Raw genomic sequence first — 24,846 nt, forward strand, 5'->3', positions numbered from 1 at the left:
GATGAAGGGAACCACATGCGCACCATACGACGACGTCGATTCCTGCCATTGGCGGCAGGAACCGCCGCCCTGGCCCTGACCCTGTCCGCCTGCGGCTCAGGAGGCGGCGAAGCGGCCGATGACAGCGGGGCACCGGCTGCCGATGTCCTGGAACAGGCCGACGGCGTGACCGAGGTCAATTTCTGGCACTCCATGGACGGTACCAATGGCGAGACGCTGGACGCGCTGATTACTGACTTCAACGCTGCCAATCAGGGCAAGATTGAAGTCAAGGGCGTTTACCAGGGCGATTACGACACCACGATCACCAAGTACAAGGCGGCAGTGCAGTCCAACAGCACGCCCACCATGGTGCAGATCTATGACATCGGTACCCAGTTCATGATCGATTCCGGGGCGGTGCTGCCCACGCAGGCCTTCATCGACCGGGACGAATACGACGTATCCGATCTGCAGCCCAACATCGCCGGCTACTACTCGATCAACGACGAGCTCTGGTCCATGCCGTTCAACACCTCCATGCCGGTGCTCTACTACAACAAAACCCTGTTTGAGGCAGCCGGGCTGGACCCGGAAACAGCTCCGGAGACCCTGGACGAGGTGGGTGCCGCGGCGGACCAGTTGTCCAAGGTGAACGGCGGCCCGGCCGAATTCGGCTTCAACGCAGCCATTTACGGATGGCTCCTGGAGCAGGAAATTGCTGCCAGCGGAGAGCTCTACTGCAGCCCGGACAACGGCCGTTCCGGAGAGCGGGCGACGGAGTACACGCTCAACAATGATTCCGCGGTGGAGTTTGTCGACTGGTGGAAGGATTTGGTGGCCACCGGCGTCGCGGGCAACACGGGCCGGGTGACTGCTGATGCCCAGAATGCCTTCAAGAGCGGAACCATCGGAATGACGCTGGAGTCGACGGGCGCCCTGCGCGGAATGCAGAAGGCAGCCGAGGAACAGGGCTTTGAACTGGGTGTGGGGTTCTATCCCAAGATCGAGGAGAACGATTCCGGTCCGATCATTGGCGGAGCTTCGCTCTGGGTTTCCGGAGAGGGGCATTCCGACGCCGAGAAGGAGGCCTCCTGGCAGTTCATGCAGTACCTGGCCGAGCCGGCAACCCAAGCAACCTGGCACACCGGCACCGGGTACTTCCCGATCTCAAAGGCTGCCCTGGACGAGCCCAAGGATGTTGAATGGCGCAAGCAGTACCCGCAGTTCGATGTTGCTGTGCAGCAGCTGGAAGCCACACAGCTGACTTCGGCAACGCAGGGCTGCTCGGCCGGATCCATGCCGCAGGCCCGCAAAGCCGCAGAAGATGCGCTCGAAGGCGCGCTGCTGGGCGGAGACAGCAAGACCGAGCTGACCGATGCGGTCACCGAGCTGCAGCGGGAAGTCGAGAACTACAACAATTCCGTGCAGTAGCAGCCGCGGGGGAGGAGAGGGCCGGTTTCTTGAGATGGGAAACCGGCCCCCGCTTCGCTCCGGCAATCGAATGAACACAGGGGTATGAGGGACGCGGACGCCGATTGGCCACCGCCCGCACGATCCTGACATACTGTTGGCAAGACCCCTGTGGAAGGTAAGCGCACCACCATGACCCCCCGAAAACTCTTCACCTCCCTGGCCTTTGCGGAGGCTGTTACATGGACACTGCTCATCGCCGCCCTGGTGGCCAAATACGGTTTCGACAATGAGAGCTTCACCCCCGTCGCAGGAGGCCTGCACGGATTCGTGTTCCTGTCCTACGCAGCGGTGACCCTCTTTGTCTGGGCCAACCAGAAGTGGCCGGCACGCACCGGCATCCTGGGCGTGGTGCTCGCCGTCGTTCCTTGGGCGACCATTCCGTTTGAACGCTCCGTGGACCGCCGCGGGCTCTTGGACGGCGGCTGGCGCATGGCGCCGGGCGGCGAGGAACCTTCCAACCCGGTGGACAAGGTCGCCGCTCTGGTGCTTCGCCGTCCGGTGGCAGCTGCCCTGGTGACGTTGGTACTGGTGGCCGCGGTCTTCTTCGTTCTCCTGATCCTGGGCCCGCCCATTCCGAAGGGCTGATCTGAACACCCGGCCGGCAATAACGTCACTGAGGCGGCTTTCCCTGGAGGGAAGGCCGCCTCTTGCGTCTTAAAGAACGGCAAGTGGCTGCATACAAGCCGGAATACAGTGGGGGAGGACAGAACCAGCGGCAACTGAGGGAGCATGCGGAAAATGGCGACAGGCGACATGCACGGACCGCTGGTGGTGGGACACCGCGGCAACAGCGGGCTGGCACCGGAAAACACGGCGGTGTCCTTCGCCCAGGCGCGCGACGCCGGGGCCGAGATGGTGGAGACGGATGTCCGGCTCAGCGCCGACGGAGAATTGTTCCTTTTCCATGACGGAACCGGCACCCGCACCACCAATGCGTCCGAGGTCTTTCCCGACCGTGCCGACGCTCCCATCACGTCCTTCACCGCTGATGAACTCCGGCGCCTGGATGCCGGCAGCTATTTCGACGGGCGCTATGCCGGGGAACCGATCCTGTTCCTGGCCGACCTGCCTGCCGCCGTCGACTTCGCCCTGGGCGTCAACCTCGACATCAAGGCACCGCAGGACTCACCCGGCGTGGAGGAGGCCCTCGCTGCCGCATTGAAAGGACCGGCCTGGAGCCGACTGCTCCGGCACAACCCCGTTGCAGTCAGCTCCTTTGACCCGGGGGCGGTTCGCGCCTTCGCCTTAGCGGCGCCGGGCATTCCCGTGTGGCAGCTGGTCGAAACGGTTCCGGGCGCGGCTCTCCTGTCCGAAAGCGCCAGCCGGGGCGTGCAGGGAATTGTTGCGGATCACTCCTCGCTGGACGTCTCCGGTACTGAGGCCATCCGGGCCGCCGGGCTGGGGCTGTGGGTGTACACGGTCAACGAGCAGGCTAATGTCCCGGATGATTGGGCTTGGCGTGGATGCGATCATTACGGACTATCCGGCTGCCTTTGTGGATCTGCTGGGCTCCGCCACGTAGCCGCAGGGCAGGCCGCGAAGCTCTTGCCCTCGCGGAAAGGCTCGGCCTGGACCTGACGAAGGTACTGCCTGCAGTCGTCGGCGGTGCCGGCGGATCCTGGATGCTTTCCGATCGCGGCCCCCGCATGCTGCAGGGACTCGATGCCGAGGTGACGAGGGCAGTTTCAGGCACCCAGTGAGCGTGGCTGGGCTCGAAGGATGACTCCCAGGTGATCCGGACCTACTGACAGCGACTCGACCCGCTAGCCGTGCCGGACGCCGGCCCCGGCGAGCACCGCCCGATACCCTTCCCGAAAGGTGGGATAGGTAAACGTAAACCCGGTGCCACTCAGCCGCGCGTTGGAGAGTCTGCGGTCCCCGCCCCTGCTGGATTCCGTCAGCGAAGGCTCCGGCAGGTCCCGTCCGAGTTCCGTGGCCAGAAACCGCAGCACGTCGGCCAGGTCCGCCGGCTCATCGTCAACGCCCACATACAGCGGAGCGGGATCCGCCACCGCCGTGGTCAGATGCACAATCGCCGCCGCAGCGTCGTCCCGGTGGATACGGTTGGTCAGCTGCGGGACGGCCGGAACCGCGGCGGTGCCGGCCGTGACGGAGTCGATCAGCCGGGTGCGGCCCGGTCCGTAGATTCCGGACAGCCGGAGCACGACGGCGTCCGGCCGGCGCGAGTGCAGCAGCTCCTCGGCCTCGAGGATCACGGCGCCGGTGGCGGACGCCGGTGCCGCCGGTGTGTTCTCGTCCACCCAGGCACCTCCGGCATCGCCATACACGGCTGTGGAGGACACGAACAGGATCCGCTGCGGGTGCACGCCGTCGCGTTCCAGTGCGTCCAGGACGTTGGCGGTGCCGTCCACATATGCAGCGCGGTACGCGTCCTCGCTGCGCCGGCCGGCGGCCACGGCAATGACGACGACGTCGGTGTCCGCAGGAATGCGCGGCAGCTCACCGCTGGAACCGGTCAGGTCGGCGGCCCGGCCCATGATCGGAGCAGGAATGTTTTCGGGGGAGCGGCGCCATCCGAGCACGGAAAAGCCGGCCGCGGCGAACCGCAGGCCGGCTTCCGTGCCCAGATCACCGCAGCCGGCGATCAGGACCGTCATGGTTTTACTCAGCCAGGGCGGAGAGCACGGCCTTGGCCACGTCTTCGCTGGACTGGGGGTTCTGGCCGGAAATCAGGTTCCGGTCGCGGACCACATAGCTGGTCCATGCCGGGCCGGACTCCACGACGGCGCCCTTGTTGCGCAGCACGTCCTCGCAGAACCAAGGGGTGTTTTCTCCGGTGCCGCCGCCCAGCTCTTCTTCGTCCGTGAAGACGGTGAGTTTGCGGCCGGCAAAGACGAAGTCGCCGTTCTCGGTCTCGGCGCTCAGCAAACCTGCCGGGCCGTGACAGAACGGAGCGATGATCTTTCCGTCGTTGTCGGCTGCAATGAGGATCCGTCCCAGATCCTTGTCGAAGGCCAGATCCGCCATGGGGCCGTGCCCGCCCGGCATGACAACGGCGTCGTACTCGGAGATGTCAGCGTCAGCGAGCACCAGCGGCGAGGACAGCTCGGCGTCGATGAAGGAGATGTACTGGGTGAAGGCGGCGGCCTTTTCCGGGCTGCCGGCGGACTCGGGGGCCAGGGACACCTGGTCAACCGTCGGCTTGGTGCCGCCCGGGGTGGCGATGCGGACGGTGTGCCCGGCTTCGCGCAGCACACGGTGGGATTCCACGAGCTCTTCGGCCCAGTAGCCGGTTGGGTGTTCGCTGCCGTCTTTCATGGTGAGGGAATCGGCGGCTGATACGACCATCAGGATGTTAGCCATGCGTTGTGGCTCCTTTGCTTGGCGGAAATGCGGAACAGTGGGGAAAGTCTGTTTACTTGGCGGCTGCGGCGGCGCCGGCGGCGTCGAGCTCCGCGAAGGTGGCGTCGTCGAGCGCGATGTTGGCGGCACCCAGGTTGTCTTCGAGGTGGGCGATGGAACCGGTGCCCGGGATCGGCATCATGACCGGGGAGCGGCGCAGGAGCCAGGCCAGGGCCACCTGCGAGGTGCTGGCGCCGAGGCGCTTGGCTGCCTCATCAACGGGGCCACCCTGCTTTGCCAGCTCGCCGGCGGAAATCGGTGCCCACGGGATGAAACCGATGCCGTTGTCCTCGGAATACTTCAGGACATCCTCGGAGGAGCGGTCGGTGAGGTTGTAGCGGTTCTGCACAGTGGAGACGGTGAAGAACTTGGCCGCCGCTTCCAGATCCTCGACGGAGACCTGGGACAGGCCCAGGGCCTTGACCTTGCCCTCCTGCTGCAGGTCGCGCAGCACGGCAAACTGCTCGTCACGGTCCACCTTCGGGTCAATGCGGTGCAGCTGCAGCAGGTCAAGGGAGTCGACCTTGAGCTTGCGCAGCGACAGCTCGGTCTGCTGGCGCAGGTACTCCGGGCGGCCCACCGGGACCCAGACGTCCGGTCCGGTGCGGACAAAGCCGACCTTGGTGGCAATCCGCACGCCGTCCGGGTAGGGGTAGAGCGCCTCGGCGATGATCTCTTCGCTGATGTTCGGGCCGTAGGAGTCGGCGGTGTCGATGAAGTCAACGCCCAGCTCGACGGCGCGGCGCACCACGTCGACGGCGGTGCCCCGGCTCTCAGGTTCGCCCCACACACCGGGTCCCACAATCCGCATGGCGCCGAAGCCCAGGCGGTGAACGGTGCCGAGGTCCTTGAGGTCGATGGTGGGGGACAGGGCGGGTGAAGTTTCCGTCGTATCAGTCATATAAGCGCCAACAAGGTGCGGCCGGGGGTTTATTCCTCAGCACCCTGATGTTTGCCCTCATGCCGTTTTCGTCCGCAGGAGGGGCGCAGCACATGTTCGCGTCTCTTGCGGACCGTAGTTGGCCGCGGAGGGATTCTCCGCCGGACAAACCGGTCCTAACGTGAAAGGCATGGACTGGAAGATCGAACTTGTACCCGTACCGGTGTCCGACGTAGACGCCTCCAAGGCATTTTACGTGGACCAGCTCGGTTTCAACGCGGACTTCGATGAGCGCGTGAATCCGGAGCTGCGCTTCGTGCAGCTGACGCCGCCGGGATCGGCCTGTTCCGTGGTCATCGGCCCGGGGACCACGGACATGGTCCCCGGTACGCAGCGGATCCAGGTGGTGGTTCCCAGCGCAGCGGATGCACGGCAGCATCTGGTGGACCATGGCGTGGCCGCCAGCGACATCACCCCGCTGGATTGGGGGACCTTCGTGTATTTCAGCGATCCGGACGGCAACCAGTGGTCGCTGCAGGAGCTCCCCGAGATTCCGCCCACGCTGCCGTCGGAGTCCCAGCATCCCTGAGTGTCGGCGAACGCGAGACTCACCGAGTGGCTTCGGCCAGATACTCCAGCACATGCCGGTAGGTGTGGCCGGTGGCCTTGGACATGCCGATCTCACAGGTCCGGTTCACGGAGGCATAGGCAGCGAACTCGCGTTCGTTGATCTCAGCCGCCTGCTTGTCCGTGGCCGAAGCCGTCAGCTCCGGATGCAGCAGCCCGCGGTCACCCGCAAAGGCGCAGCAGCCCCAGCTTGGCGGCACAAACACTTCCTCCGCCGCAGCCCGGGCAATCGCCTGCAGGGCATCGTTGGCCCCGAGCTGGGTGGAGGAACACGTGGGGTGCAGGGCCATGGACGGCAGCTTCCGCGTCACGGTCAGCTGCGGCAGGACGGTGTCCCGGACGAAGTCCACCGAATCGATGAACTGCAGCCCGGGATAGTCCGGGCTTTCCCCGGCCAGCCGTTTCATGGTGTCCAGGCCCTCGGTGCAGGAGGCTGCGTCGCAGACCACAGGCAGCGCGCCGCCGCCGGTGGCTTCCCACAGGTTCGCGAGCACGCGTTCGGTCATGACCGCATAGCCCTTGCCATAGCCCTTGGACTTCCAGGGCGTGCCGCAGCACAGGTCTTCGATGCCCGCCGGAATCCGCACACCGATGTCCGCGCGCCCGCACAGCTCCAGGAAGGCCGCGGAGACGCCCTCCCCTTTGCCGGCCGGACCGAACATGGTTCCGATGCAGGCCGGGAAGTAGACGGCCACGGCGGCCGGGTCCTCCCGCGGTGTGCGTTTGGAGCCGCCGGCGGGCAGCACGGTTTCATAGGCGGGAACGTTTTCGGTGCCGGCCACGGCTCGGGCGACGGCGGTGGCCGCCTTGGGCAGCAGCGCCGGCATGGCGTTGGCCAGGCTCAGCGCCTTGCCGCCAGCCACCGTGACAGTAGACCAGTGCTCCGCGGCGGTCTTCCACCCGGCATCGGCAACTGCATTGGCGTTTTCCTTGCGCAGCCGGCGCACCAGGTCGCCGGTATTAATCAGCACCGGGCACGCCGTGACGCACATGCCGTCCGCAGCGCACGTCTGGACGCCGTCGTACTCATAGTCCTTGCGCAGTTCCTTGGCCAGGACAGCGTCCCCGCGGGCTTCGGCGGCGGCAATTTCCCGGCGCAGCACAATGCGCTGGCGCGGCGTGGTGGTGAGGTCCTTGCTGGGGCAGACCGGCTCGCAGTAGCCGCACTCCACGCAGCGGTCCACCTCGGCTTCAACAGTAGGGGCCACCTTGAGGTCCGCGATGTAGGACGCCGGGTCATCGTTGATGATGACGCCGGGGTTGAGCAGGTTCGGTGCATCAACCAGGGCCTTCAGCTCGCACATGACCTCATACAGCTCGTCGCCGTACTGCCGGCGGACAAAGGGGGCCATGATCCGGCCGGTGCCGTGCTCGGCCTTCAGCGAGCCGCCGTTGTCCAGCACCAGGTCCACCATCTCCTCGGTAAACGCCTGGTAACGGGCCAGTTCCACCGGATCATCGAAGCGCTCGTTGAGCATGAAGTGGATGTTGCCGTCCTTGGCATGGCCGAAGATGACCGAGTCCTGGTAGCGGTGCTCGGTGAAGAGCCGTGACAGTTCCTTGCAGGTGGAAGCCAGTGACGGCACCGGAACCACAATGTCCTCCAGCAGGGCGTTGGTGCCCGAAGGACGGGCGCCGGCCACAGTGGTGTAAAGGCCCTTGCGCAGGTGCCACATGGCAGCGCGGTCCTTGGCATTGTCCGTCATGGCAAACGGAGCCGCCAGCGCCAGCGATTCAAAAAGGCCCCGCGAGGCTTCGCGCTTATCGGCCAGCTCTTCCGCGGTGCGTCCCTGGTGCTCCACCAGCAGAGCGGCGTGGGAGACGATGTCCAGATTCCGCAGTTCCGGCGGAGCGGCGGGATCCGCCGCGGCCACGCGCAGCGACGTCGAATCCATCAGTTCAATAGTGGCCAGTCCGGAGGCCACCAGCTCGGGCAGGGCGGTGGCGGCCCCGTCCAGCGAGTCGAAGAACATCAGTCCGGTGGCCACCTTGGGCAGCGCCGGAATGGTGCGGAAGGTTGCTTCGGCCACGAAGCCCAGGGTTCCTTCGCTGCCGACCATGAGGTGGGTCAGGATGTCCACCGGACTTTCGTAGTCCAGGAACGCGTTAAGGCCGTAGCCCATGGTGTTCTTCATGGAGAACAGCCGCTCGATGGTGGCCACGGAGTGCGGGTTGGCCACAATGCGTCCGCGCAGGCGCAGCAAACCTTCGAAAAGTTCCGGTTCCAGGGTCCGCAGCTTGGTCTCGGCGTCGGGGGCGGCAGTGTCGATCACGGTGCCCGAGGGCAGCACCATCACCATGGACTCGATGGTCTGGTAGGTGTTGAACTCAGTGCCGCAGGCCATGCCCGAGGAGTTGTTGGCGACGACGCCGCCAATGGTGCAGGCGATCTCCGACGCCGGGTCGGGGCCAAGTTTGCGTCCGTGGGCTGCCAGCCTGGAATTGACCGCCCGCACTGTGGCGCCGGGCTGCACCCGGACCCGGGCACCGCCGTCGAGCACCTCGATGCCGCGGAAATGCTGACGGGTGTTAATCAGCAGGCTGTCGCTCTGGCTTTGGCCGGACAGGGAGGTGCCGCCGGAGCGGAAGGTGGCCGGAATCCCCAGTTCACGGCTGCGGCGCAGGAGGGAGCCGACGTCGTCTGCCGTGCGGGGCGTGGCCACCGCTTCCGGAATCAGCAGGTAGTGCGAGGCATCGTGGGCCATTTTGCGGCGGTCGATGTCCCGGGTGCTGATGTCCTGTGTGCCAAGCGCCGCAAAGGACGCCGCTGTCGGAACTGCTGTTTGAACGCTCATCTAATCCTGATCCAACCATCCAGAGGGAACGACGGTGCTCCCGCCTTCAAATGTAAGCGTCAACACGTCCGGAGGAAAGTTGGTCAGGCCACAGCCTCCGCCCGTCCGTGCAAGACGACGGCGATACTCGGGTAGTCGCCGTGCCAGGTCCGGGCCGGGTGTTAGGAGGAGGCGTCCTTCTCTTCCCGCGGAACCTGCAGATAGAACCACTGGATGTGCTCGCGCAGAAGTTCGGCGGCGTCATCCCCGCGCCGGGAGGCCACGGCGTCGTAGATCCCATGGTGGTGGCGCTGCAGCTGTGTCATGACGGCGGGCCAATCGTCCATGCCGTCCACGGCTTTCTGCACATATCCGCTGATGGCGCCGCTGAGGGAGGCCATCATGGTTTCAATGACCGCGTTGCCGGCCAGGGAGCTGAGCACCACATGGAACTGTGCGTCCAGCAGGTGGTAGGCCTCGCGCTCAATGCCCGGGGCGTCCATGGCTTCCAGGAGTGCGGCGGCGCTCGCCAGGGCGGTGTCCGCAGCGTCCGACGGAGGTTGGGCGGCGCCCGCTGCTGCAGCCCAGGTCTCGAGCAGAATCCGGGTCTGGACAATATCGGCCACCGGAAGCCTGCTGCTTGCCATGTGCAGGCGCAGTGCGGAGGAAAGTCCGGCCGACGGCTCGGAGATGATGATCGCTCCGGATTTGGGTCCTGAGCCCGAGGAGGAACGCAGCACGCCCATGGCATCCAGGATGCGGATGCCCTCCCGCACGGAGGCCCGGGAGATGCCGTACGTCTCGGCAAGTGTCCGTTCGCCGGGCAGCTGGTCACCGAGGGAGATGGCGCCGGACCGGAGGTCGGCTTCAATGTTTTCCAGCAGCAGGTCATAACTGCGCCGCGGTTGATCTGTCACCGCTCCATCCTGCCATGTGCCGGAACCGGAAAACGACCCTCAGGACTTGCGGTAGCCGGACAGCAAAGTGCGGGGCCGGAGAAGATCCGGCCCCGCACTTGTGCTGCAACCGCAGCCTGCTGCAACTGCTCCCCGAAACGGGGAGTCCGGCTACGGCAGCATCCACCCCAGGATCGGCGTGGACTGCAGATAGACCAGGGTGCACAGCACCAGCAGGAGGCCAACGCTCCAGCCCACCACCTTGCGCAGCAGCACCGATTCCTGGCCGTCCAGTTTCACGGCGGTGACCGCAATGGCGAGGTTCTGCGGGCTGATCAGCTTGCCCACCACGCCGCCGGTGGTGTTGGCGGCAACGAGCAGGTTCGGATCGATGCCGGCCTCGATGCCGGCGGTCTGCTGGAGCCGGGCAAACAGGGCGTTGGCTGAGGTGTCGGAGCCGGTGACGGCGGTGCCGATCCAGCCCAGCACGGGGGAGAGGAAGGCAAAGAACGCCCCGGTTCCGGCAAGCCAGGTGCCGATGGACACGGTCTGTCCGGAGAAGTTCATGACGTAGGCCAGGGACAGCACGGAGAGGATGGTCAGGCCGGCCCAGCGCATGTTCCAGATGGTGCGGAAGATCTCCGCCACACCGTTGCCCACGGTCATGGCATACCGGCCGCCGTCGTCGTACTTGGCGTAGACCGCACACACAATAAGCCCCGTGATCAGCAGCAGCGTGCCCGGACTGGAGAGCCAGTTAAAGGTGTAAATGGTGGAGGAGACGGGCTCACCGGCGTCACTGAGCAGGCGGTCGTGCAGCCAGGGCCAGGGCACCTTGATGTCCGTGGAGGCCAGGAAAGCGGGAACATCCGCGCCCCACTTCCACAGCTTGGCGATGCCAAAGATCAGGATCACCAGGAAATAGGGGAAGAGGGCCAGCAGGGTGCGGGAGCGGGTCAGAGAGTTCCCGTCCTTCACGGCTGCGGCACTGCGGCCGCGGTCTCCGGAACCGCCGGCGTTGACGGAAGCGGAACCTGCGGCTGTCAGGGCCGGCAGGCCCATGCGCTCGCGGGCGGCTTCCAGGCCGCGGGGCTGCCAGAACTTCAGGAAGACGACGGCGGCACCCAGGCCGGCCAGCGCCGCCACGATGTCGGTGAGCTCGTAGGAGAAGAAGGTGGAGCAGAGCACCTGCGCGGCGGCGAAGGCAACACCGGTGATCAAGGCGGCCGGCCAGGTGTCCCCGACGCCGCGGCGGCCGTCGAGGATGAAGACCAGGATCAGCGGCACGACGACGGCCAGCACCGGCGCCTGCCGCCCAACAACTGCGCCGATGTGGCCGGCATCGAGGCCGGTCAGCGATGCGGCGGTGGTGATCGGAATGGCCATGGCGCCGAAGGCGACAGGTGCGGTGTTGGCCACGAGCACGGCGGCTGCGGCCTTGAGCGGCTTGATGCCCAGCGCCACGAGCATGGTGGCCGTGATGGCCACGGGGGCGCCGAACCCGGCCAGCGCCTCCAGCAGGCCGCCGAAGCAGAACGCCACCAGGATGGCCTGCACGCGCACGTCCCCGCCGCCAATGACATCAAAGACCCGGCGCAGGTCCTCGAACCGGCCGCTCAGGACGGTGATCTGGTAGAGCCAAATGGCCATGATGACAATCCACAGCACCGGAAAGGCGCCAAAGACGGCGCCCTGGGTGGCGGACAGCGCGGCCAGGCCCGCCGGCATCTTAAAAGCGAAGACGGCAACGGCGAGCGCCACCAGCAGGGCCACCCCGCCCGCTACGTGCGCCTTGACCTTGACGTAGGCAAGCAACACAAAGAAGGTCAGCAGCGGCACAAGGGCCACCAGTGCCGACACGGCAACACTGTTGAGCACCGGATCAGTGCTGGGAATGAACGACTCCACGGGGTTCCTCCGCTTTGAGGGGCAAGGTATGGTCAGGCCACAGTGGTCAGACCATAGGAGTCTAGCGCAAATTGCGGATGTCTGTGATGGTGGTCACCAGCACCGGCGGGCTTGGATGTGTCCGCCGTAACATGTTCTACTATGGTCAGACCACACGTTCGGGGCATTGCCCCGCTGAAAGGCAGCCATGAGAATCGCTCTATTCGCCACCTGCATCGTGGACGCGATGTATCCGCGCACCGCCCGGGCAACGGTGGCCATCCTCGAGCGGCTGGGGCACGAAGTGGTGTTCCCCGCCGGGCAGGCCTGCTGCGGGCAGATGCACGTGAACTCCGGATACCTGCCCGAGGCCGTTCCCGTGGTCCGCAACCACATTGAAGCCTTCGAATCGCAGGACTACGACGTCGCCGTCGCGCCTTCCGGTTCCTGTGTCGCCTCGGTGAAACACCAGCATGCAATGGTGGCCCGGTCCTGCGGCGACGCAGCCCTGGAAGCCCGGGCGGAAGCCGTCGGCGCCAAGACATATGAGCTGTCCGCACTCCTGACCGACGTTCTCGGCGTCACCAACGCCGCCGAACAGCTGGGATCCTGGTTCCCGCACAACGTCACCTACCACCCCAGCTGCCACGGCATGCGCCTGCTGCGGCTGGGTGACCGGCAGCTGAACCTGCTCCAGAGCGTTGGCGGGATCACCGTGCAGCCGCTGCCCCAGGCTGACCAGTGCTGCGGCTTCGGCGGCACCTTCTCGATGAAGAACGCGGATGTTTCCACCGCCATGCTCGAGGACAAAACAGCCAACATTAGAGCCACCGGAGCCGAGCTGTGCTCCGGCGGAGACGCCTCCTGCCTGCTGCACATTGGCGGCGGGCTTTCCCGGGAAGGCAGCAGCGTCACCACCCTGCACCTCGCCGATATCCTCGCCAGCACCCGTGAAAATCCGGTGTCCGTCACCGGAGACGTTCTCGTGAGCGGAAAGGCTTCCCGATGAGCACCACCTACCTGGGCATGCCAACGCTGCCCGTCTTCGGGCAGGGCAACCTCAACGCCACCGAGTCCTTCCCTTCGGCGGCCAAGCGCGAGCTGGGCAACAGCCAGCTGCGCGTCAATCTGGGCCACGCCACCCACACCATCCGCGACAAGCGGCTGCGGGTGGTGGGGGAACTGCCGGACTGGGAGGACCTGCGCAGCGCCGGAAGCGCCACCAAACAGGCCGTCATGGCCCGGCTGCCCGAGCTGCTGGAACAGTTTGAGCAGAACTTCACGGCCCGCGGCGGCATTATCCACTGGGCCCGGGACGCTGCTGAAGCCAACGAGATTGTCCGCGACCTGATCCGCGAACAGGGCGTGGACGAAGTGGTCAAGGTGAAGTCCATGGCCACCCAGGAAATCGGCCTGAACGAGTACCTGGAAGAACAGGGCATTGCCGCCTTTGAAACCGACCTGGCCGAGCTGATTGTGCAGCTGGACCATGACAAGCCCAGCCACATCCTGGTCCCTGCCATCCACAAGAACCGCACCCAGGTCCGGGACATCTTCCTGCGGGAAATGCCCGGCGTCGACCCGGACCTCACCGACAACCCGGCCAAGCTGGCCGAAGCTGCGCGTGCCCACCTGCGCCGGAAGTTCCTTTCCGCCAAGGTGGCCATCTCCGGTGCCAACTTTGCGATCGCAGACGCCGGGACCCTCGCCGTCGTCGAATCCGAAGGCAACGGGCGCATGTGCCTGACCCTGCCCGAAACCCTGATCACCGTCATGGGCGTGGAAAAGCTGCTGCCGTCCTGGCAGGACCTTGAAGTGTTCATGCAGCTGCTGCCGCGCTCCTCCACCGGGGAACGGATGAATCCCTACACCTCGCTGTGGACCGGCGTCACCGAAGGCGACGGCCCGCAGAACGTGCACCTGGTGCTCCTGGACAACGGCCGCAGCGCCGCCCTGGCCGATGAAATGGGCCGCTCGGCCCTGCACTGCATCCGCTGCTCGGCGTGCATGAATGTATGCCCGGTGTACGAACGCACCGGAGGCCATGCCTACGGCTCCACCTATCCGGGGCCCATCGGCGCCATCCTGTCGCCGCTGATGACCGGCATTACTTCCGAGGAAAACAGTTCGCTGCCGTATGCCTCCTCGCTCTGCGGCGCCTGCTATGACGCCTGCCCGGTAAAAATCAACATCCCGGAAATCCTGGTGCACCTGCGCGCCGAGGACGTGGACAGCAAGCGGGGCAAAAAGAAGCTGCCCTCCCAGATGGACCTGATGATGAAGGGCGCTGCCTGGGCGTTCTCCTCCGGCAAGCATCTTGGATTGCTGGAAAAGGGACTGCCCCTGGGCCGGATTGCTGCCGGACGCAAGAAGAAGATCACCAAGCTGCCCGGCCTCGTGGGCGGCTGGACACAGAGCCGGGACATCCCGGCTCCGCCCGCCGCATCGTTCCGCGACTGGTGGGCCAAGGACCACAAGGATCCCGCTGCGGGGTCCACCCCCACGGATTCCGCGAGCACGGGAGAACAGGCATGAGCGCACGGACAGACATCCTGGACCGGCTGCGCTCAGCGCTGCGGGATCACCCTGCGGCGCCGGAGATTCCGCGGACCTACCGCGAAGACTCCGGCATGAGCGCCGAAGAACGCATTGAACTGCTCGTGGACCGGCTGGTGGATTACAAGGCCGGAGTCACCGTGGTGGATGAAGCGGGGCTGGCTCCGCGGATCGCCGAGCTGCTCCGGGACGCCGCCAGTTACGTGGTTCCCGCCGGGATCGACGGCGCCTGGCTGGCGGACGCGGAAGCAGCGGCCCCCGGGCGCCGCCGGGTCGACGCCGCGGACGCGCCGCTGAGCGTGGCGGAGCTGGATGCGGTGGACGCCGTGGTCACCGGCAGCGCCGTCTCCGTGGCGGAGACCGGAACAATCATCTTGGACGGCAGCCCGAACCAGGGCCGGCGCGCCATCACGCTGGTTCCGGACCACCACATTTGTGTGGTCCGGGAAGGGGACATCGCCGGGATTCTTCCCGAAGCGCTGCGCCGGCTGGACGGCACCCGTCCGCTGACCTGGATCAGTGGTCCCAGCGCCACTTCGGACATCGAGCTGGAACGGGTCGAAGGAGTGCACGGGCCGCGGAACCTGGACGTCGTTATCGTCCGCAGCTGAGGCTGCGGGTTACCGCTACGCTGCGAGTTTCTCCTCGATCTCCGGAAGTTCCGCCAGCAGGTCCTCCTCCAGGGCGATGACCTTCTCGAGGGGCCGCCGGGGCAGGGCGGAAACGCCGGTCACATCCTCCAGGAAGGCAACGGTCTGCTGCAGCGATTCCCTTGCCTCGGGACGGTGCAGCTGGAACTGGTACTCGTGGCCCAGGGCCGGCCTGTAGTCCTGGGGCCAAAAACTGCGGACCACCGGCACGCCAAGTTCCTCCAGCCGGTCCGCCAGGGGAAGGGACTGGGTAAGGGTCAGATTGTCGCCGTTGCCGCCGGAAATGTAGGTGGGCGGAAAGCGGTGGTCCACGTGCGCCGGGATGGACATGTGGGCTGCGGCCGAGGTCGCTGCCCAGTCCTTGGAACCGGTGTAGGACCAGAGCGCCTTCCTCAGGCCCCAGCCCACGGGGCCTGCCATGCTGGCCACGGCGTCCAAATCGAAAACACCGCAGTTCAGCAGGATTCCGCGCAGCTGCCCGGGTGCGGCCGCGGGGACAACACCGGTGTCCCTGGCGTACTCCGGGTTGGTGACGGCCAGCGCCAGCTGGGCGGCCAGCTGCGCCCCGGCGGAATCACCGGCGAGAACAATGCGGTTCGGGTCCAGCCCGTAGCGGTCCGCGTGTTCGCGTATGAAAGCCAGCGCCGCGTTCAGCTCTTTTACCGCGGTGGGATAGACCGCTTCGGGCGAGATGGAATACCCCACGCCCACCACCGCGTAGCCGTAACCGGCGAGGACCTTCAGGTAGGGTGCCACGTCTTCCTTGGAACCTGAAATCCAGGCCCCGCCATGGATCCACATCACCACGGGGAGCGGTTTTCGGTCTGTGGCCGGAAGGAACAGGTCCAGGGACGGTTTGCCGCCGGTCCCGAGATAGTGCAGTCCGCGGTGGCGCGTGACGCGGAAACCGGGAATATGGGGCTGGATTTTCGTTGCCTGGAATCTGTTGGCACTGGAGAAAACCCCGCGAATAAGCAGTGCCGACGGCAGGGGGTGCCGGTGCAGCGCCACAGCTGCGGCCAATCCGGCAGTGGCGGCTGCGCCAGCCGCCACTCCCACCGCGGGAAGCGAGAAGATCTTCATCTTTTTAAGCTAGGACGCGCTTCTGGACGCCAAACGGCGCGTTTACCGCCAGCTGGCGGGTCCCGGCCGGCTGCTGCGAGGAATCTCATGCCCCGTGGTGTTTGGCGGCACAGGTGCAAGCAGCTGCTACTCGTTTCACGAATCTCTCTGGTGCACCGGCCAATGTGTTCGTACTGTTCCCTTTCAGCGGCGGAACCGGAGCCGCATCCTGGGGGAGGGACAAAACATGTGGTGGTTTTTTCTGGTAGGAAGCCTGATTGGCGTGGTTCTCGGCGTCGCGGCCGCCGTGCCGGGGCTGCGCTGGCTTCAGGGCGCGCGCGAGAGAAGGGCGCTGCAGGCACTGATCACCCAGGTGCACCTGAAACGGGCGCTAGCCGAAAACGGTCCCGGCACCGCTGAGTCCGGGCTTGATCCTGCGCGGTGCCGTTCCACCGTTATTGATATCCGTCTGCAGGTGCGCGAGACCCTGAGCGAGCTTCGTCCCGGCTCTTCTGCCTCCGCGAATACTTTGCTGGAGATGCATCGGGCCTGTGACACCTACCTGAATGCAACGGAGCGCCCCGGCGGAAGCGTTGAAGCCCGGTTGCGTGATCTGCGGCTTGTGCTCAACCAGGGTGCACGCCGCCTGAGCAGCGGCCGCCACGTGCAGTATCTTGCTCCGGGGGAGCGCGCGGCCGTCCGCCGGGAAATGCTGCTTGCCGCCGCGCGTGCCAAAACCGAAGCACGGCGCAATGCAGGGACGGTTTCCCTGCCACACTCCGACAGGCCGGCGCCGGTGCCGGGTCCCCGGCGCGCGGCCCTGCTTGAATCGGACCGGCGGTCCGCTGAAGCCTCCGCCCATGCTCGAGCGGCCCGCCGGCTTGTTGATCATTCGGACGCCCGGGTTCCCCTGTAGGTCAGTACAAGCTGGAGGGTGTGAGACGCACGGGAGGGAGCTGCTGCAGGTCAGTCAGAACCTTCCGGAACTGCCCGCCCCGGAAAAGCTGCCTCCCGAGCCGCCGTACCCGGTGGAGCCGGACGCGGAGCTGCGGGCCGATTCCACGCTGCTGGTGCCGTGCTGGATGCCGGTGTTGAAGCTTCCCACCGAGTAGTAGAAGTAGGCGGGGAAGGCCGTGTCCACGATTCCGGGACGGTAGCTGCGGTCCCGGCGGCCCGGCGCGGAGGCCTTGTCCAGTTCCTTCTGCATGAGCTTGCGCTCGCTGTCTGTCTTTGCCTGCGCCGAGATGACGGTTTGGGCGTGCTTGTCCAGCAGATCCGAGAGCTTTTCCCGCGCGGCCTTGATGCGGTCCAGCGCCTGTTCGGGGGTAATACGGTCCTCAGCCAGTTCCGTGGCGGCAGCGGCAAGGTCCTCGCGGGTCTGCCGCCGGAAGGCCAGCAGGGCGCGGGCAGTCGCGGAATCCCCGGCCACGGCGTCCTTGCCTTCCAGCAGGTCATCGAGGCGGCCCAGATCCTCCTGCAACGGATCGGTCTGGCGGTCCCAGGCCCGCTCCCAGCCCGGGGCCTTGTTGAGCAGCGCATTCGTGTCCGCAATGACGTCATCCAGACCGTCCAGTTCAAGGGCGGCATCCGCGTACTCTTCCACCGTCACCGTGCTGCTGCGGTTCATCAGGTCCTTGTCGGAGAGAGCGTGGGCGGCGTTGTTCAGCGCCGTGGCCTTGTTGTAGCGAGTCATGAACGTGCGGTATTCCTCCAGCACCCGCGACCCGTAGGAGGAATCGTCCGGAATGGTGTTGGCGTTGACCTCCGTAGCGTCCAGGTCCCGGGTCACGCTGGAATAGCTGGCGTCGGCCTCGGTCAGCAGCTTCCGGTTTTTGGTCCGGCGGTTCCGCCGCACCACCACGTAGGTGACTACCGATCCCGCCGCGGCAACCCCGGCAACGATGAACCCGATGATGGCGCCGCGGGACAGGTACCAGGGACGGTTGATCAGCTTGGCCGCTTCTTCGACGGCGGCAATGGTTCCTTCGGTCCAGTTCGCCTCGGCGAACAGCTCATTGGTTTCGCTCCGGATGTCCTCCTGCTGATCGAGGGATATCTTGCGGTCCTCGCCGTAGTACGTACCGGTCCACCGGCCCGTGGGATCCAGGGCGAAGATGAACAGTCCGTCCGCCCATTTCTGGCCGTCTTCGCTCAGCCACTCGGGGTGCTCTGCCCGGGCGAAGCGCAGCACTTCGGCATTAAGAACGGTTCCGTCCTCATTGTCCGCCGGCCCGTTGTAGGTATAGACGGCAACTGTGGTGGGTTCCCGGAACTCAATGTTTTCCAGTGCCGGCAGGAGTGTATTGCTGTCCAGGACTCCTGCGGTGTCTTCGACGATCACCTCGTCCGGGGTAACGGCAGCGGCAGCGGCGGCACCCCCGGTCAGCGTGATCAGGACCAGCAGCAGCGTAGTCAGTGCCCGGCGCATCGTTTCCCCTCTGTTGACGACTGATTTGGGCTCGAGCCTAGCGCGGATCCGGGCGGGGGTCAGCCTGCCGCCGGATCCTGCACCGGAGATGTGGGGCAGCGCAGGTGTTCTCAGATCAGCATGGCCGTGCGGACTGTTTCCGCAGCTGATGCACCGCCGCGGCCGCTTGAGCTGACCCGCCCGGCCGCCAGGACGTAGTACGTGTCCGCGGCCTGCAGTGCGAAGCCGATGTGCTGTTCCACCAGGAGTACCCGCATGCCGGACCGTGAGGCGAGGTTCATGATGGTCTGCTCAATTTCGGCCACAACGTTGGGCTGGATGCCCTCCGTGGGTTCGTCCAGAATCAGCAGGGTGGGTTCGGTGATCAGTGCGCGGGCAATAGCCAGCTGCTGCCGCTGCCCGCCGGAGAGCAGTCCCGCGCGCCGGGCCAGCAGCGGTTTCAGCGCCGGAAACATGTCCAGCGCTTCATCCACCAGTGCCTTGCCGCGCTTGCGCCCGTCCGCCACCAGCCGCAGGTTTTCCAGGGTGGTCAGCGGCCCGAAGGATTGCTGGCCCTGCGGAACGTAGGCCAGTCCGCGCGCCACCCGCTGATGCGGGCGCAGTCCCGCAATGTCTTCGCCGTTGAACCGGATGGTTCCGGCTGTGGGGCGGATAATGCCGACGACGGCGCGCAGCAGCGTGGATTTGCCGGCGCCGTTGTGCCCCAGGACGGAGGCGACGGCGTCATCGGGCACCGTCACGGAGACGCCGTGCAGCACTTCGGTGCGCCCATACCCGGCCTTGAGGTCCTTGATTTCCAGCATCAGTGTCCTTTCGCGGGCGTGGTGCCCAAGTAGACTTCCTGCACACGCGGGTCCGCCTGCACCTGTGCCACGCTGCCCTCGCTGAGGACCTTGCCGGCAGCCAGGACGGTCACCGAGGTGGCGTACTCACGGACAAAATCCATGTCGTGCTCAATGACGAGCGTGATCCGGTTCGCGCCGATCCGGCGCAGCAGCTCGCCGGTCTGGGCGCGCTCGTCCTGGCTCATGCCGGCGATTGGTTCATCCAGCAGCAGCAGTTCCGAGTTCTGCACCAGCAGCATGCCGATCTCCAGCCACTGTTTCTGCCCGTGCGCCAGGGTTCCGGCCTGCCTGGCCGCCAGATGCTCCAAACCGATGATTTCCAGGGCCTCATCCACGGCCGGATCGGTGCCGCGGCGTCGGCGCAGCAACTCCAGCGGCCGCCGCCGGGCACCGGCCGCAATGTCCAGGTTCTGCAGCACCGAGAGGTTCTCGAAGACACTGGCTGTCTGGAAGGTGCGGCCGACGCCGAGCTTGGCGATTTGGTGGACCTTGCGGCCGAGAATCTCGGTACCGGTGTGGTTGACGGATCCGGTGGCCGGAACCAGTCCGGTCATCGCGTCGATGATGGTGGTCTTGCCGGCGCCGTTGGGACCGATCAGGAACCGCAGGTCGCCCTGGGTGACGTCAAGGTTGACGCCGTCGACGGCGGTGAACCCGTCAAACACCACCCGCAGGTTTCGGACCTCCAGGTACTGCGGCCGTCCGGAACGCTGGCCGCCGGCCTGCGGCTCTCCCTGGGGCAGCAGCAGGTGCGGCTGATCCGCGGCAATCGTCTGGTGTTTCACGGGCGGAGCTCCTTAGCTGCGGGAACGGTGGCAAGCGGTGAAGCAACGGCTGAGATTGCCGGCGCCGGGGGCATGGCCGGCGGGACAGGCGGTGCACTTGTTGGCGGGCCGGACTCCCGGGCGGCTCCGCCGTCGTCGTTCCTCTTCCGCCGCAGCCTGCCCAGGACGGCGGGCAGCGAGGCCAGGCCGCCGGGCAGGAACCCGATGACCAGGACAAACAGCAGTCCCTGGAAGTAGACCCAGAAGGACGGGAAGGAGGATGCGAGAGAGGCTTGCGCGATGGCCACCCCCAGCGCGCCGAGGACCGGGCCCAGCACCGTGGACCGGCCGCCGATTGCCACCCCGATGAGGAACGCAATGGAGGGGGTGACGCCAACGTCGGCGGGGGAGATGATGCCCACGAGCGGCACGAACAACGCGCCCGCCACGCCGGCCATCGCTGCAGCCAGCACGTAGACCACGGTTTTGACGGTCGCGGGGTCGTAGCCCAGGAACCTAACCCGTTCCTCCTGGTCGCGCACGGCCACCAGCAGTTCACCGAACCGGCTGTGCATCAGCTGCCGTGCCGCTGCCACGACCAGCAGCAGCACCACGGCGGTCAGCAGGTACAGCATCCGCTTGTTCGCCGGGTCCGCCAGGTCCAGGCCGAAGAAGGAACGGAAACCGCTGAGCCCGTTGGACCCGCCGGTGGTGGCCTGCTGGCCGATGAGCAGGACCGCAAACGCGGCCGCCAGGGCCTGGCTGAGGATGGCGAAGTAGGCACCCTTGACCCGGCGCTTGAAGATGGCCAGACCCAGGACCAGCGCCACCAGCCCGGGCACCAGCACGACGGCGAGAACGGTCACCACGGGACTGCGGAACGGCTCCCACCAGCCCGGAACGGTGCCGGTGCCGTACAGCGCCATGAAATCCGGTACGCCGGAACCGCCGAACAATGCGGCGTCGGCCAGCTTCATATGCATGGCCATGATGTAGGCGCCGAGGCCGAAGAACACACCCTGGCCAAGGGTCAGCATCCCGCCGCGGCCCCAGGCCAGACCGATGCCCACGGCCACAATGGCGAAGCAGAGGAATTTTCCGAGCAGCCCCAGGCTGAAGACCGGAAGCAGTGCGGGTGCAGCCACCAGCAGCAGGACTGCCGCGGCGGCGAAGCCGGCCAGGACCCCTGCCCGGGACTGCCGTACGGAAGAAAGGCGGGCGGCGAAACCGCCGGTGGTGCTGCGGACTGTATCGGTGCTCATGCCAGGCTCCTCGTCTTGAGGGTGAAGATGCCCTGCGGGCGGACCTGCAGGAAAATCACGATGGCCGCGAGGATCAGCACTTTGCCGATGCTGGCGGTGGTGGAGAATTCGAACACCGACTGCAGCACGCCCAGGGCGAATGCGGCGATGGCGGCTCCCTTGATCTGCCCAATGCCTCCGGCCACCACCACGAGGAAGGCGTCCACGATGTAGTTGGGACCCAGATACGGGCTGGTGGATCCGATCAGCGTTACTGCGACTCCGGCGATTCCGGCGAGGCCGGAACCGACAAAGAATGTCAGCTGGTCGGTGCGGCGGGAGGAAATGCCGCTGGACTCGGCCAGGTCCCGGTTTACGACGACGGCGCGGATCCGCCGGCCCAGCGGGGTTGCTTTCAGCAGCAGGGCCAGCGCCGCGAGGCAGGTGAGTGCCAGGGCAAGGATGAACAGCCGGGTCAGCGGAATGGGCGCGCCGAGCAGTTCCACGTTGCCCTGCAGCCAGGCGGGGACCCGAACGTCCACGCTCGGTGCGCCGAAAATGTCCCGGGCCACCTGCTGGAGGATCAGGGAGACCCCAAAGGTCACCAGGAGGGTATCCAGCGGACGGTGGTACATCCGCTTGAGCAGCAGTTCTTCCAGGATCAGCCCCATGGTTCCGCCCACGAGGAAGGCCGCCGGCAGTGAAACCAGGAGGGAGAGTCCGGCGCTTCCCAGGGTCTGCTGCACCACAAACGCGGTGTAGGCGCCGGCCATGATGAATTCACCGTGGGCCATGTTAATGACCCCCATCTGGCCGAAGGTCAGCGACAGGCCCAGTGCTGCAAGCAGCAGCACCGAGCCCAGGCTGAGCCCGGCAAACATTTGTCCAATCAGCAGTTCCATTGCGGCGGACCTTTCAGGTGGAAGAACGGGCGGGGACGACGGCGGGAATCAGGACAGGCCCGACGCCCAGTCGTAGCTCTCCAGATACGGGTCCGGTTCCACGGCCTCCGGCGCTTCCCAGACAGTTTCGATCAAGCCGTCGGAGGTGATCTTGCCGATGCGCGGCGTCTTGGTGATGTGGTTGTTTTCCCCGTTGACCGTGACGGTGCCTTCAGGCGCTTCGAAACTCACGCCGTCGGCGGCGTCCTGAACCTTGTCCACGTCGAAGGATCCGGCCTTTTCCACCATCTCCTTCCACAGGTAAAGGGAGGTGTAGGCGGCTTCCATCGGATCGCTGGTGACGCGGTCCGCGCCGTACTTGTCCTTGAACGCGCTGACAAACGCGGTGTTCGCCGGGGTGTCCAGGGTTTGGTAGTAATCCCAGGCGGTGAGCTGGCCTTCGATGTTCTCCAGGCCGATGCCCGGTACTTCCTCCTCGGCGATGGACACCGAAACCACGGGCATGGTGCCGGGGGTGAGGCCCACTGACGTGTACTGGCGGAAGAACGCCACATTGGAGTCGCCGTTCAGGGTGTTGAAGACGGCGTCGGCCCCGGAATCGCGGACCTTGTTCACGATGGTGGAGAACTCCGTGGAACCCAGCGGCGTGTACTCCTCGCCGACGATTTCCATCCCGTGGGCCTCCGCGTAGGCGTTGATTATCTTGTTGGCGGTGCGGGGGAAGACGTAGTCGCTGCCCACCAGGAAGATGGTCTTGGTGCCCTGCTCCGCGAGGTAGTCCAGGGCCGGAATGATCTGCTGGTTGGTAGTGGCGCCCGTGTAGAAAATGTTCTCCGAGGACTCCAGCCCTTCATACTGCACCGGGTAGAACAGCAGTGCGTTGTTGGATTCAAAGACGGGGAGCATGGCCTTGCGGGAGGACGAGGTCCAGCCGCCGAACACGGCGGCCGTGCAGTCCTGCTGGATCAGCTTGCCGGCGCGTTCGGCGAACTTGGTGGGTTCGGAGGCGCCGTCTTCGCTGATGACTTCCAATTGCTTGCCCAGCACGCCGCCGTCGGCGTTGATTTCCTCGGCGGCCAGGGAAAGGGAGTCAAAAACGGTGGTTTCGGAAATGGCCATGGTGCCGGAGAGGGAATTCAGGAAGCCGATCTTGATGCTGTCCCCGGACGTGTCAACGCAGGAATCTGTTCCGCCGCTGGGCTGGCCGGCCGCCGCGGGGTCTGCAATCTGGGAACCGCACCCTGCCAAAACCGCAGCCAGCGCAGTGGCTGCAACGGGAATGAAAGCGCCTTTAATGCTTTGTACTTTCACTGAGCACCTTATTTCTGAGGGCCGTGCTGATGATCAGCGAAGCCGGTGAACGGGCCTCTCTTCGGGCCGTTTCCTCAATTTAGGTGACTCGTGTTTCAGGTTTTGGGTATTCGCGTTTCCTCGATATTTCTTTTGTTTCAAGTGCTTTTCGAAGGTGTGTCCGTTGAGCACACATCCTTGAGGAAGGCGAGTGTTTCCGTCAGGGCCTGCTGCGCTTCCGGCCGGTCCAGGAGGAATTGGTATTCATGCGGCAGCGCCGGTTCATGGTCCCCGGGCCAGAACTGGAACCTGACATCCGTCTTCAGCTGGACGAGGCGTTCAGCCAACGGAATGGACTGCGTTCCCGTCAGGTTGTCTCCGTTGCCGCCGGTAATAAGCGCCGGCGGAAACAGGCCGGTGACGTCGTTCAGCACGGACATGTCACGCCCGGCGGCGGTCGGGGACCAGTCCCGTTTCCCGGAGTAGGCCCACAACGCGGTCCGGAAGCCCCAGCCGAGGATCCCCGGCAGCGGGTCCAGTGCGGCGACGTCATAGATCCCGCAGTGCAGAATGACGCCGCGGAGGTCGTCGCGGCTCAGGGGAACAGGGAGCCCGGTCCGCAGCGCGTAGTCCGGGTTGGTGGCGAGCACCGCCAGTTGGGCTGCCAACTGTGCGCCGGCGGAGTCTCCGGCCAGGACCACCCGGCGGGGGTCCGCACCATAATCCGCTGAGTGCTTTTCCAGGAAAGCCAGTGCTGCTGCCACTTCTTCCACGGCCTGCGGATAGACGGCGCGCGGGGAACGGGTGTAGCTCACGCCGGCCGCCGCGAATCCGGAGGCCGCCAGGATGCGCAGGTAGGGTTCGACGTCGTTCCGGCTGCCCGAGAGCCAGGCGCCGCCGTGGATCCACACCACCAGGGGCACCGGTTCGCCGGCTGCCTCCGGAACGAAGAGGTCCAGGGTGCCGCTGCCGCTGTTCGCTTCAAAGGCCAGCCCCCGGTGTTCCGTCACACCGCCGGCCGGTACATGGCCGCGCATGACGGCGGCCGTCTGCCGGGCGCCGCGGTAGAACACTGCCCGGATGAGCAGCGCCGACGGCCACGGGCTGAGCCGGAACGCGGCGGCGACGGCGGCGGTTGCGGCTGCAGCTGCCGCTAAGCGGGAAAGACGGGGCATGGACCCATCCTAGACGCGGACCGTTGCCGGTCGCGGGCGAACCGCCTGCGG

The 24,846-nt window shown here is 65.9% G+C and carries 22 protein-coding genes and 1 pseudogene; 9 read left to right on the forward strand and 14 right to left on the reverse strand.

All coding sequences use genetic code 11. From position 1 onward, the window contains the following. Positions 1-15 precede the first annotated feature (15 nt). The 4 genes and pseudogenes from CXR03_RS13335 to CXR03_RS13350 all read left to right on the forward strand — a co-directional run. Positions 16-1,413: an ABC transporter substrate-binding protein gene (locus CXR03_RS13335; protein WP_104104270.1), complete on the forward strand. Its 1,398-nt coding sequence runs from the start codon at positions 16-18 to the stop codon at positions 1,411-1,413. Positions 1,414-1,584: 171 nt separating this feature from the next. Next, the gene (locus tag CXR03_RS13340) at positions 1,585-2,040 is read left to right on the forward strand and encodes a DUF3817 domain-containing protein (RefSeq protein ID WP_104104271.1); all 456 of its coding nucleotides are present in this window, start codon (positions 1,585-1,587) and stop codon (positions 2,038-2,040) included. 168 nt (positions 2,041-2,208) lie between these two features. Further along, positions 2,209-3,033 carry a glycerophosphodiester phosphodiesterase family protein gene (locus tag CXR03_RS13345; protein ID WP_258073693.1) on the forward strand — a complete coding sequence of 275 codons (825 nt, stop codon included), beginning with the start codon at positions 2,209-2,211 and terminating at the stop codon, positions 3,031-3,033. Continuing rightward, positions 2,994-3,110, forward strand: a pseudogene (locus tag CXR03_RS13350) (NAD-binding protein); the annotation flags it as partial. The gene CXR03_RS13345 and the pseudogene CXR03_RS13350, both read left to right, overlap by 40 nt. Positions 3,111-3,218: 108 nt before the next feature. Here CXR03_RS13350 and CXR03_RS13355 read toward each other — a convergent pair. The 3 genes from CXR03_RS13355 to CXR03_RS13365 are packed head-to-tail and all read right to left on the reverse strand — an operon-like array spanning position 3,219 to position 5,719. Next, entirely contained in the window at positions 3,219-4,073 is an 855-nt protein-coding gene (locus CXR03_RS13355; protein WP_104104273.1) for an SDR family oxidoreductase, read from the reverse strand. A gap of 4 nt (positions 4,074-4,077) precedes the next feature. After that, the gene (locus tag CXR03_RS13360) at positions 4,078-4,779 is read right to left on the reverse strand and encodes a type 1 glutamine amidotransferase domain-containing protein (RefSeq protein ID WP_104104274.1); all 702 of its coding nucleotides are present in this window, start codon (positions 4,777-4,779) and stop codon (positions 4,078-4,080) included. Between the two features lie 52 nt (positions 4,780-4,831). Next, positions 4,832-5,719: an aldo/keto reductase gene (locus tag CXR03_RS13365; RefSeq protein ID WP_104104275.1), complete on the reverse strand. Its 888-nt coding sequence runs from the start codon at positions 5,717-5,719 to the stop codon at positions 4,832-4,834. A gap of 169 nt (positions 5,720-5,888) precedes the next feature. Here CXR03_RS13365 and CXR03_RS13370 point away from each other — a divergent pair, with 169 nt between their 5' ends. Further along, positions 5,889-6,287 (forward strand): VOC family protein, encoded by a 399-nt coding sequence (locus tag CXR03_RS13370; protein WP_181034603.1) that lies wholly within the window; start codon positions 5,889-5,891, stop codon positions 6,285-6,287. Between the two features lie 19 nt (positions 6,288-6,306). Here CXR03_RS13370 and CXR03_RS13375 read toward each other — a convergent pair whose 3' ends face one another. The 3 genes from CXR03_RS13375 to CXR03_RS13385 all read right to left on the reverse strand — a co-directional run bounded on the left by CXR03_RS13375 (position 6,307) and on the right by CXR03_RS13385 (position 11,903). After that, positions 6,307-9,120, reverse strand: a complete 2,814-nt coding sequence (locus CXR03_RS13375) for an FAD-binding and (Fe-S)-binding domain-containing protein (protein WP_104104276.1) — start codon at positions 9,118-9,120, stop codon at positions 6,307-6,309. A gap of 161 nt (positions 9,121-9,281) precedes the next feature. After that, positions 9,282-10,016, reverse strand: a complete 735-nt coding sequence (locus CXR03_RS13380; RefSeq protein WP_104104277.1) for a FadR/GntR family transcriptional regulator — start codon at positions 10,014-10,016, stop codon at positions 9,282-9,284. 150 nt (positions 10,017-10,166) lie between these two features. Continuing rightward, complete coding sequence (locus tag CXR03_RS13385) at positions 10,167-11,903, reverse strand: L-lactate permease (RefSeq protein ID WP_104104278.1); 1,737 nt, start codon at positions 11,901-11,903, stop codon at positions 10,167-10,169. Positions 11,904-12,090: 187 nt separating this feature from the next. Between CXR03_RS13385 and CXR03_RS13390 the strand changes: the two genes are divergently transcribed. The 3 genes from CXR03_RS13390 to CXR03_RS13400 are packed head-to-tail and all read left to right on the forward strand — an operon-like array spanning position 12,091 to position 15,049. Next, positions 12,091-12,891, forward strand: coding sequence for a (Fe-S)-binding protein (locus CXR03_RS13390; RefSeq protein WP_104104279.1), 801 nt, complete (start codon positions 12,091-12,093; stop codon positions 12,889-12,891). Next, a complete protein-coding gene (locus CXR03_RS13395; RefSeq protein WP_104104280.1) occupies positions 12,888-14,417 on the forward strand; it encodes a LutB/LldF family L-lactate oxidation iron-sulfur protein in 1,530 nt (509 codons plus the stop codon). The genes CXR03_RS13390 and CXR03_RS13395 overlap by 4 nt, the downstream gene beginning before the upstream one ends. After that, on the forward strand, positions 14,414-15,049 hold the full coding sequence (locus tag CXR03_RS13400; protein WP_104104281.1) for a lactate utilization protein C: 636 nt from the start codon (positions 14,414-14,416) through the stop codon (positions 15,047-15,049). Before CXR03_RS13395 ends, CXR03_RS13400 begins: the two co-directional genes overlap by 4 nt. Positions 15,050-15,064: 15 nt before the next feature. Here CXR03_RS13400 and CXR03_RS13405 read toward each other — a convergent pair whose 3' ends face one another. Continuing rightward, positions 15,065-16,171: an alpha/beta hydrolase gene (locus CXR03_RS13405; RefSeq protein ID WP_104104282.1), complete on the reverse strand. Its 1,107-nt coding sequence runs from the start codon at positions 16,169-16,171 to the stop codon at positions 15,065-15,067. Between the two features lie 226 nt (positions 16,172-16,397). On the opposite strand from CXR03_RS13405, the gene CXR03_RS13410 reads away from it, so the two are divergent. Further along, entirely contained in the window at positions 16,398-17,066 is a 669-nt protein-coding gene (locus tag CXR03_RS13410) for a hypothetical protein (protein ID WP_104104283.1), read from the forward strand. A 54-nt stretch (positions 17,067-17,120) separates the two neighbouring features. Here CXR03_RS13410 and CXR03_RS13415 read toward each other — a convergent pair whose 3' ends face one another. From CXR03_RS13415 to CXR03_RS13445, 7 genes are all read right to left on the reverse strand, one after another. Then, positions 17,121-18,578, reverse strand: a complete 1,458-nt coding sequence (locus tag CXR03_RS13415; protein WP_104104284.1) for a DUF5129 domain-containing protein — start codon at positions 18,576-18,578, stop codon at positions 17,121-17,123. Between the two features lie 110 nt (positions 18,579-18,688). Beyond that, positions 18,689-19,381 (reverse strand): urea ABC transporter ATP-binding subunit UrtE, encoded by a 693-nt coding sequence (urtE, locus tag CXR03_RS13420; RefSeq protein ID WP_104104285.1) that lies wholly within the window; start codon positions 19,379-19,381, stop codon positions 18,689-18,691. Beyond that, entirely contained in the window at positions 19,381-20,208 is an 828-nt protein-coding gene (urtD, locus tag CXR03_RS13425; protein ID WP_258073645.1) for an urea ABC transporter ATP-binding protein UrtD, read from the reverse strand. Before urtD ends, urtE begins: the two co-directional genes overlap by 1 nt. After that, positions 20,205-21,449, reverse strand: a complete 1,245-nt coding sequence (gene urtC, locus CXR03_RS13430) for an urea ABC transporter permease subunit UrtC (RefSeq protein WP_104104286.1) — start codon at positions 21,447-21,449, stop codon at positions 20,205-20,207. Before urtC ends, urtD begins: the two co-directional genes overlap by 4 nt. Next, entirely contained in the window at positions 21,446-22,330 is an 885-nt protein-coding gene (gene urtB / locus CXR03_RS13435; protein WP_104104287.1) for an urea ABC transporter permease subunit UrtB, read from the reverse strand. Before urtB ends, urtC begins: the two co-directional genes overlap by 4 nt. Positions 22,331-22,378: 48 nt before the next feature. Beyond that, entirely contained in the window at positions 22,379-23,641 is a 1,263-nt protein-coding gene (gene urtA, locus CXR03_RS13440) for an urea ABC transporter substrate-binding protein (RefSeq protein WP_181034604.1), read from the reverse strand. A gap of 137 nt (positions 23,642-23,778) precedes the next feature. Next, positions 23,779-24,795, reverse strand: coding sequence for an alpha/beta hydrolase (locus CXR03_RS13445; protein WP_104104288.1), 1,017 nt, complete (start codon positions 24,793-24,795; stop codon positions 23,779-23,781). Positions 24,796-24,846: the final 51 nt, after the last annotated feature.

The organism is Arthrobacter sp. 08Y14 (assembly GCF_002929455.1).
In the GTDB taxonomy this organism is placed as follows: Bacteria; Actinomycetota; Actinomycetes; order Actinomycetales; family Micrococcaceae; genus Arthrobacter_B; species Arthrobacter_B sunyaminii.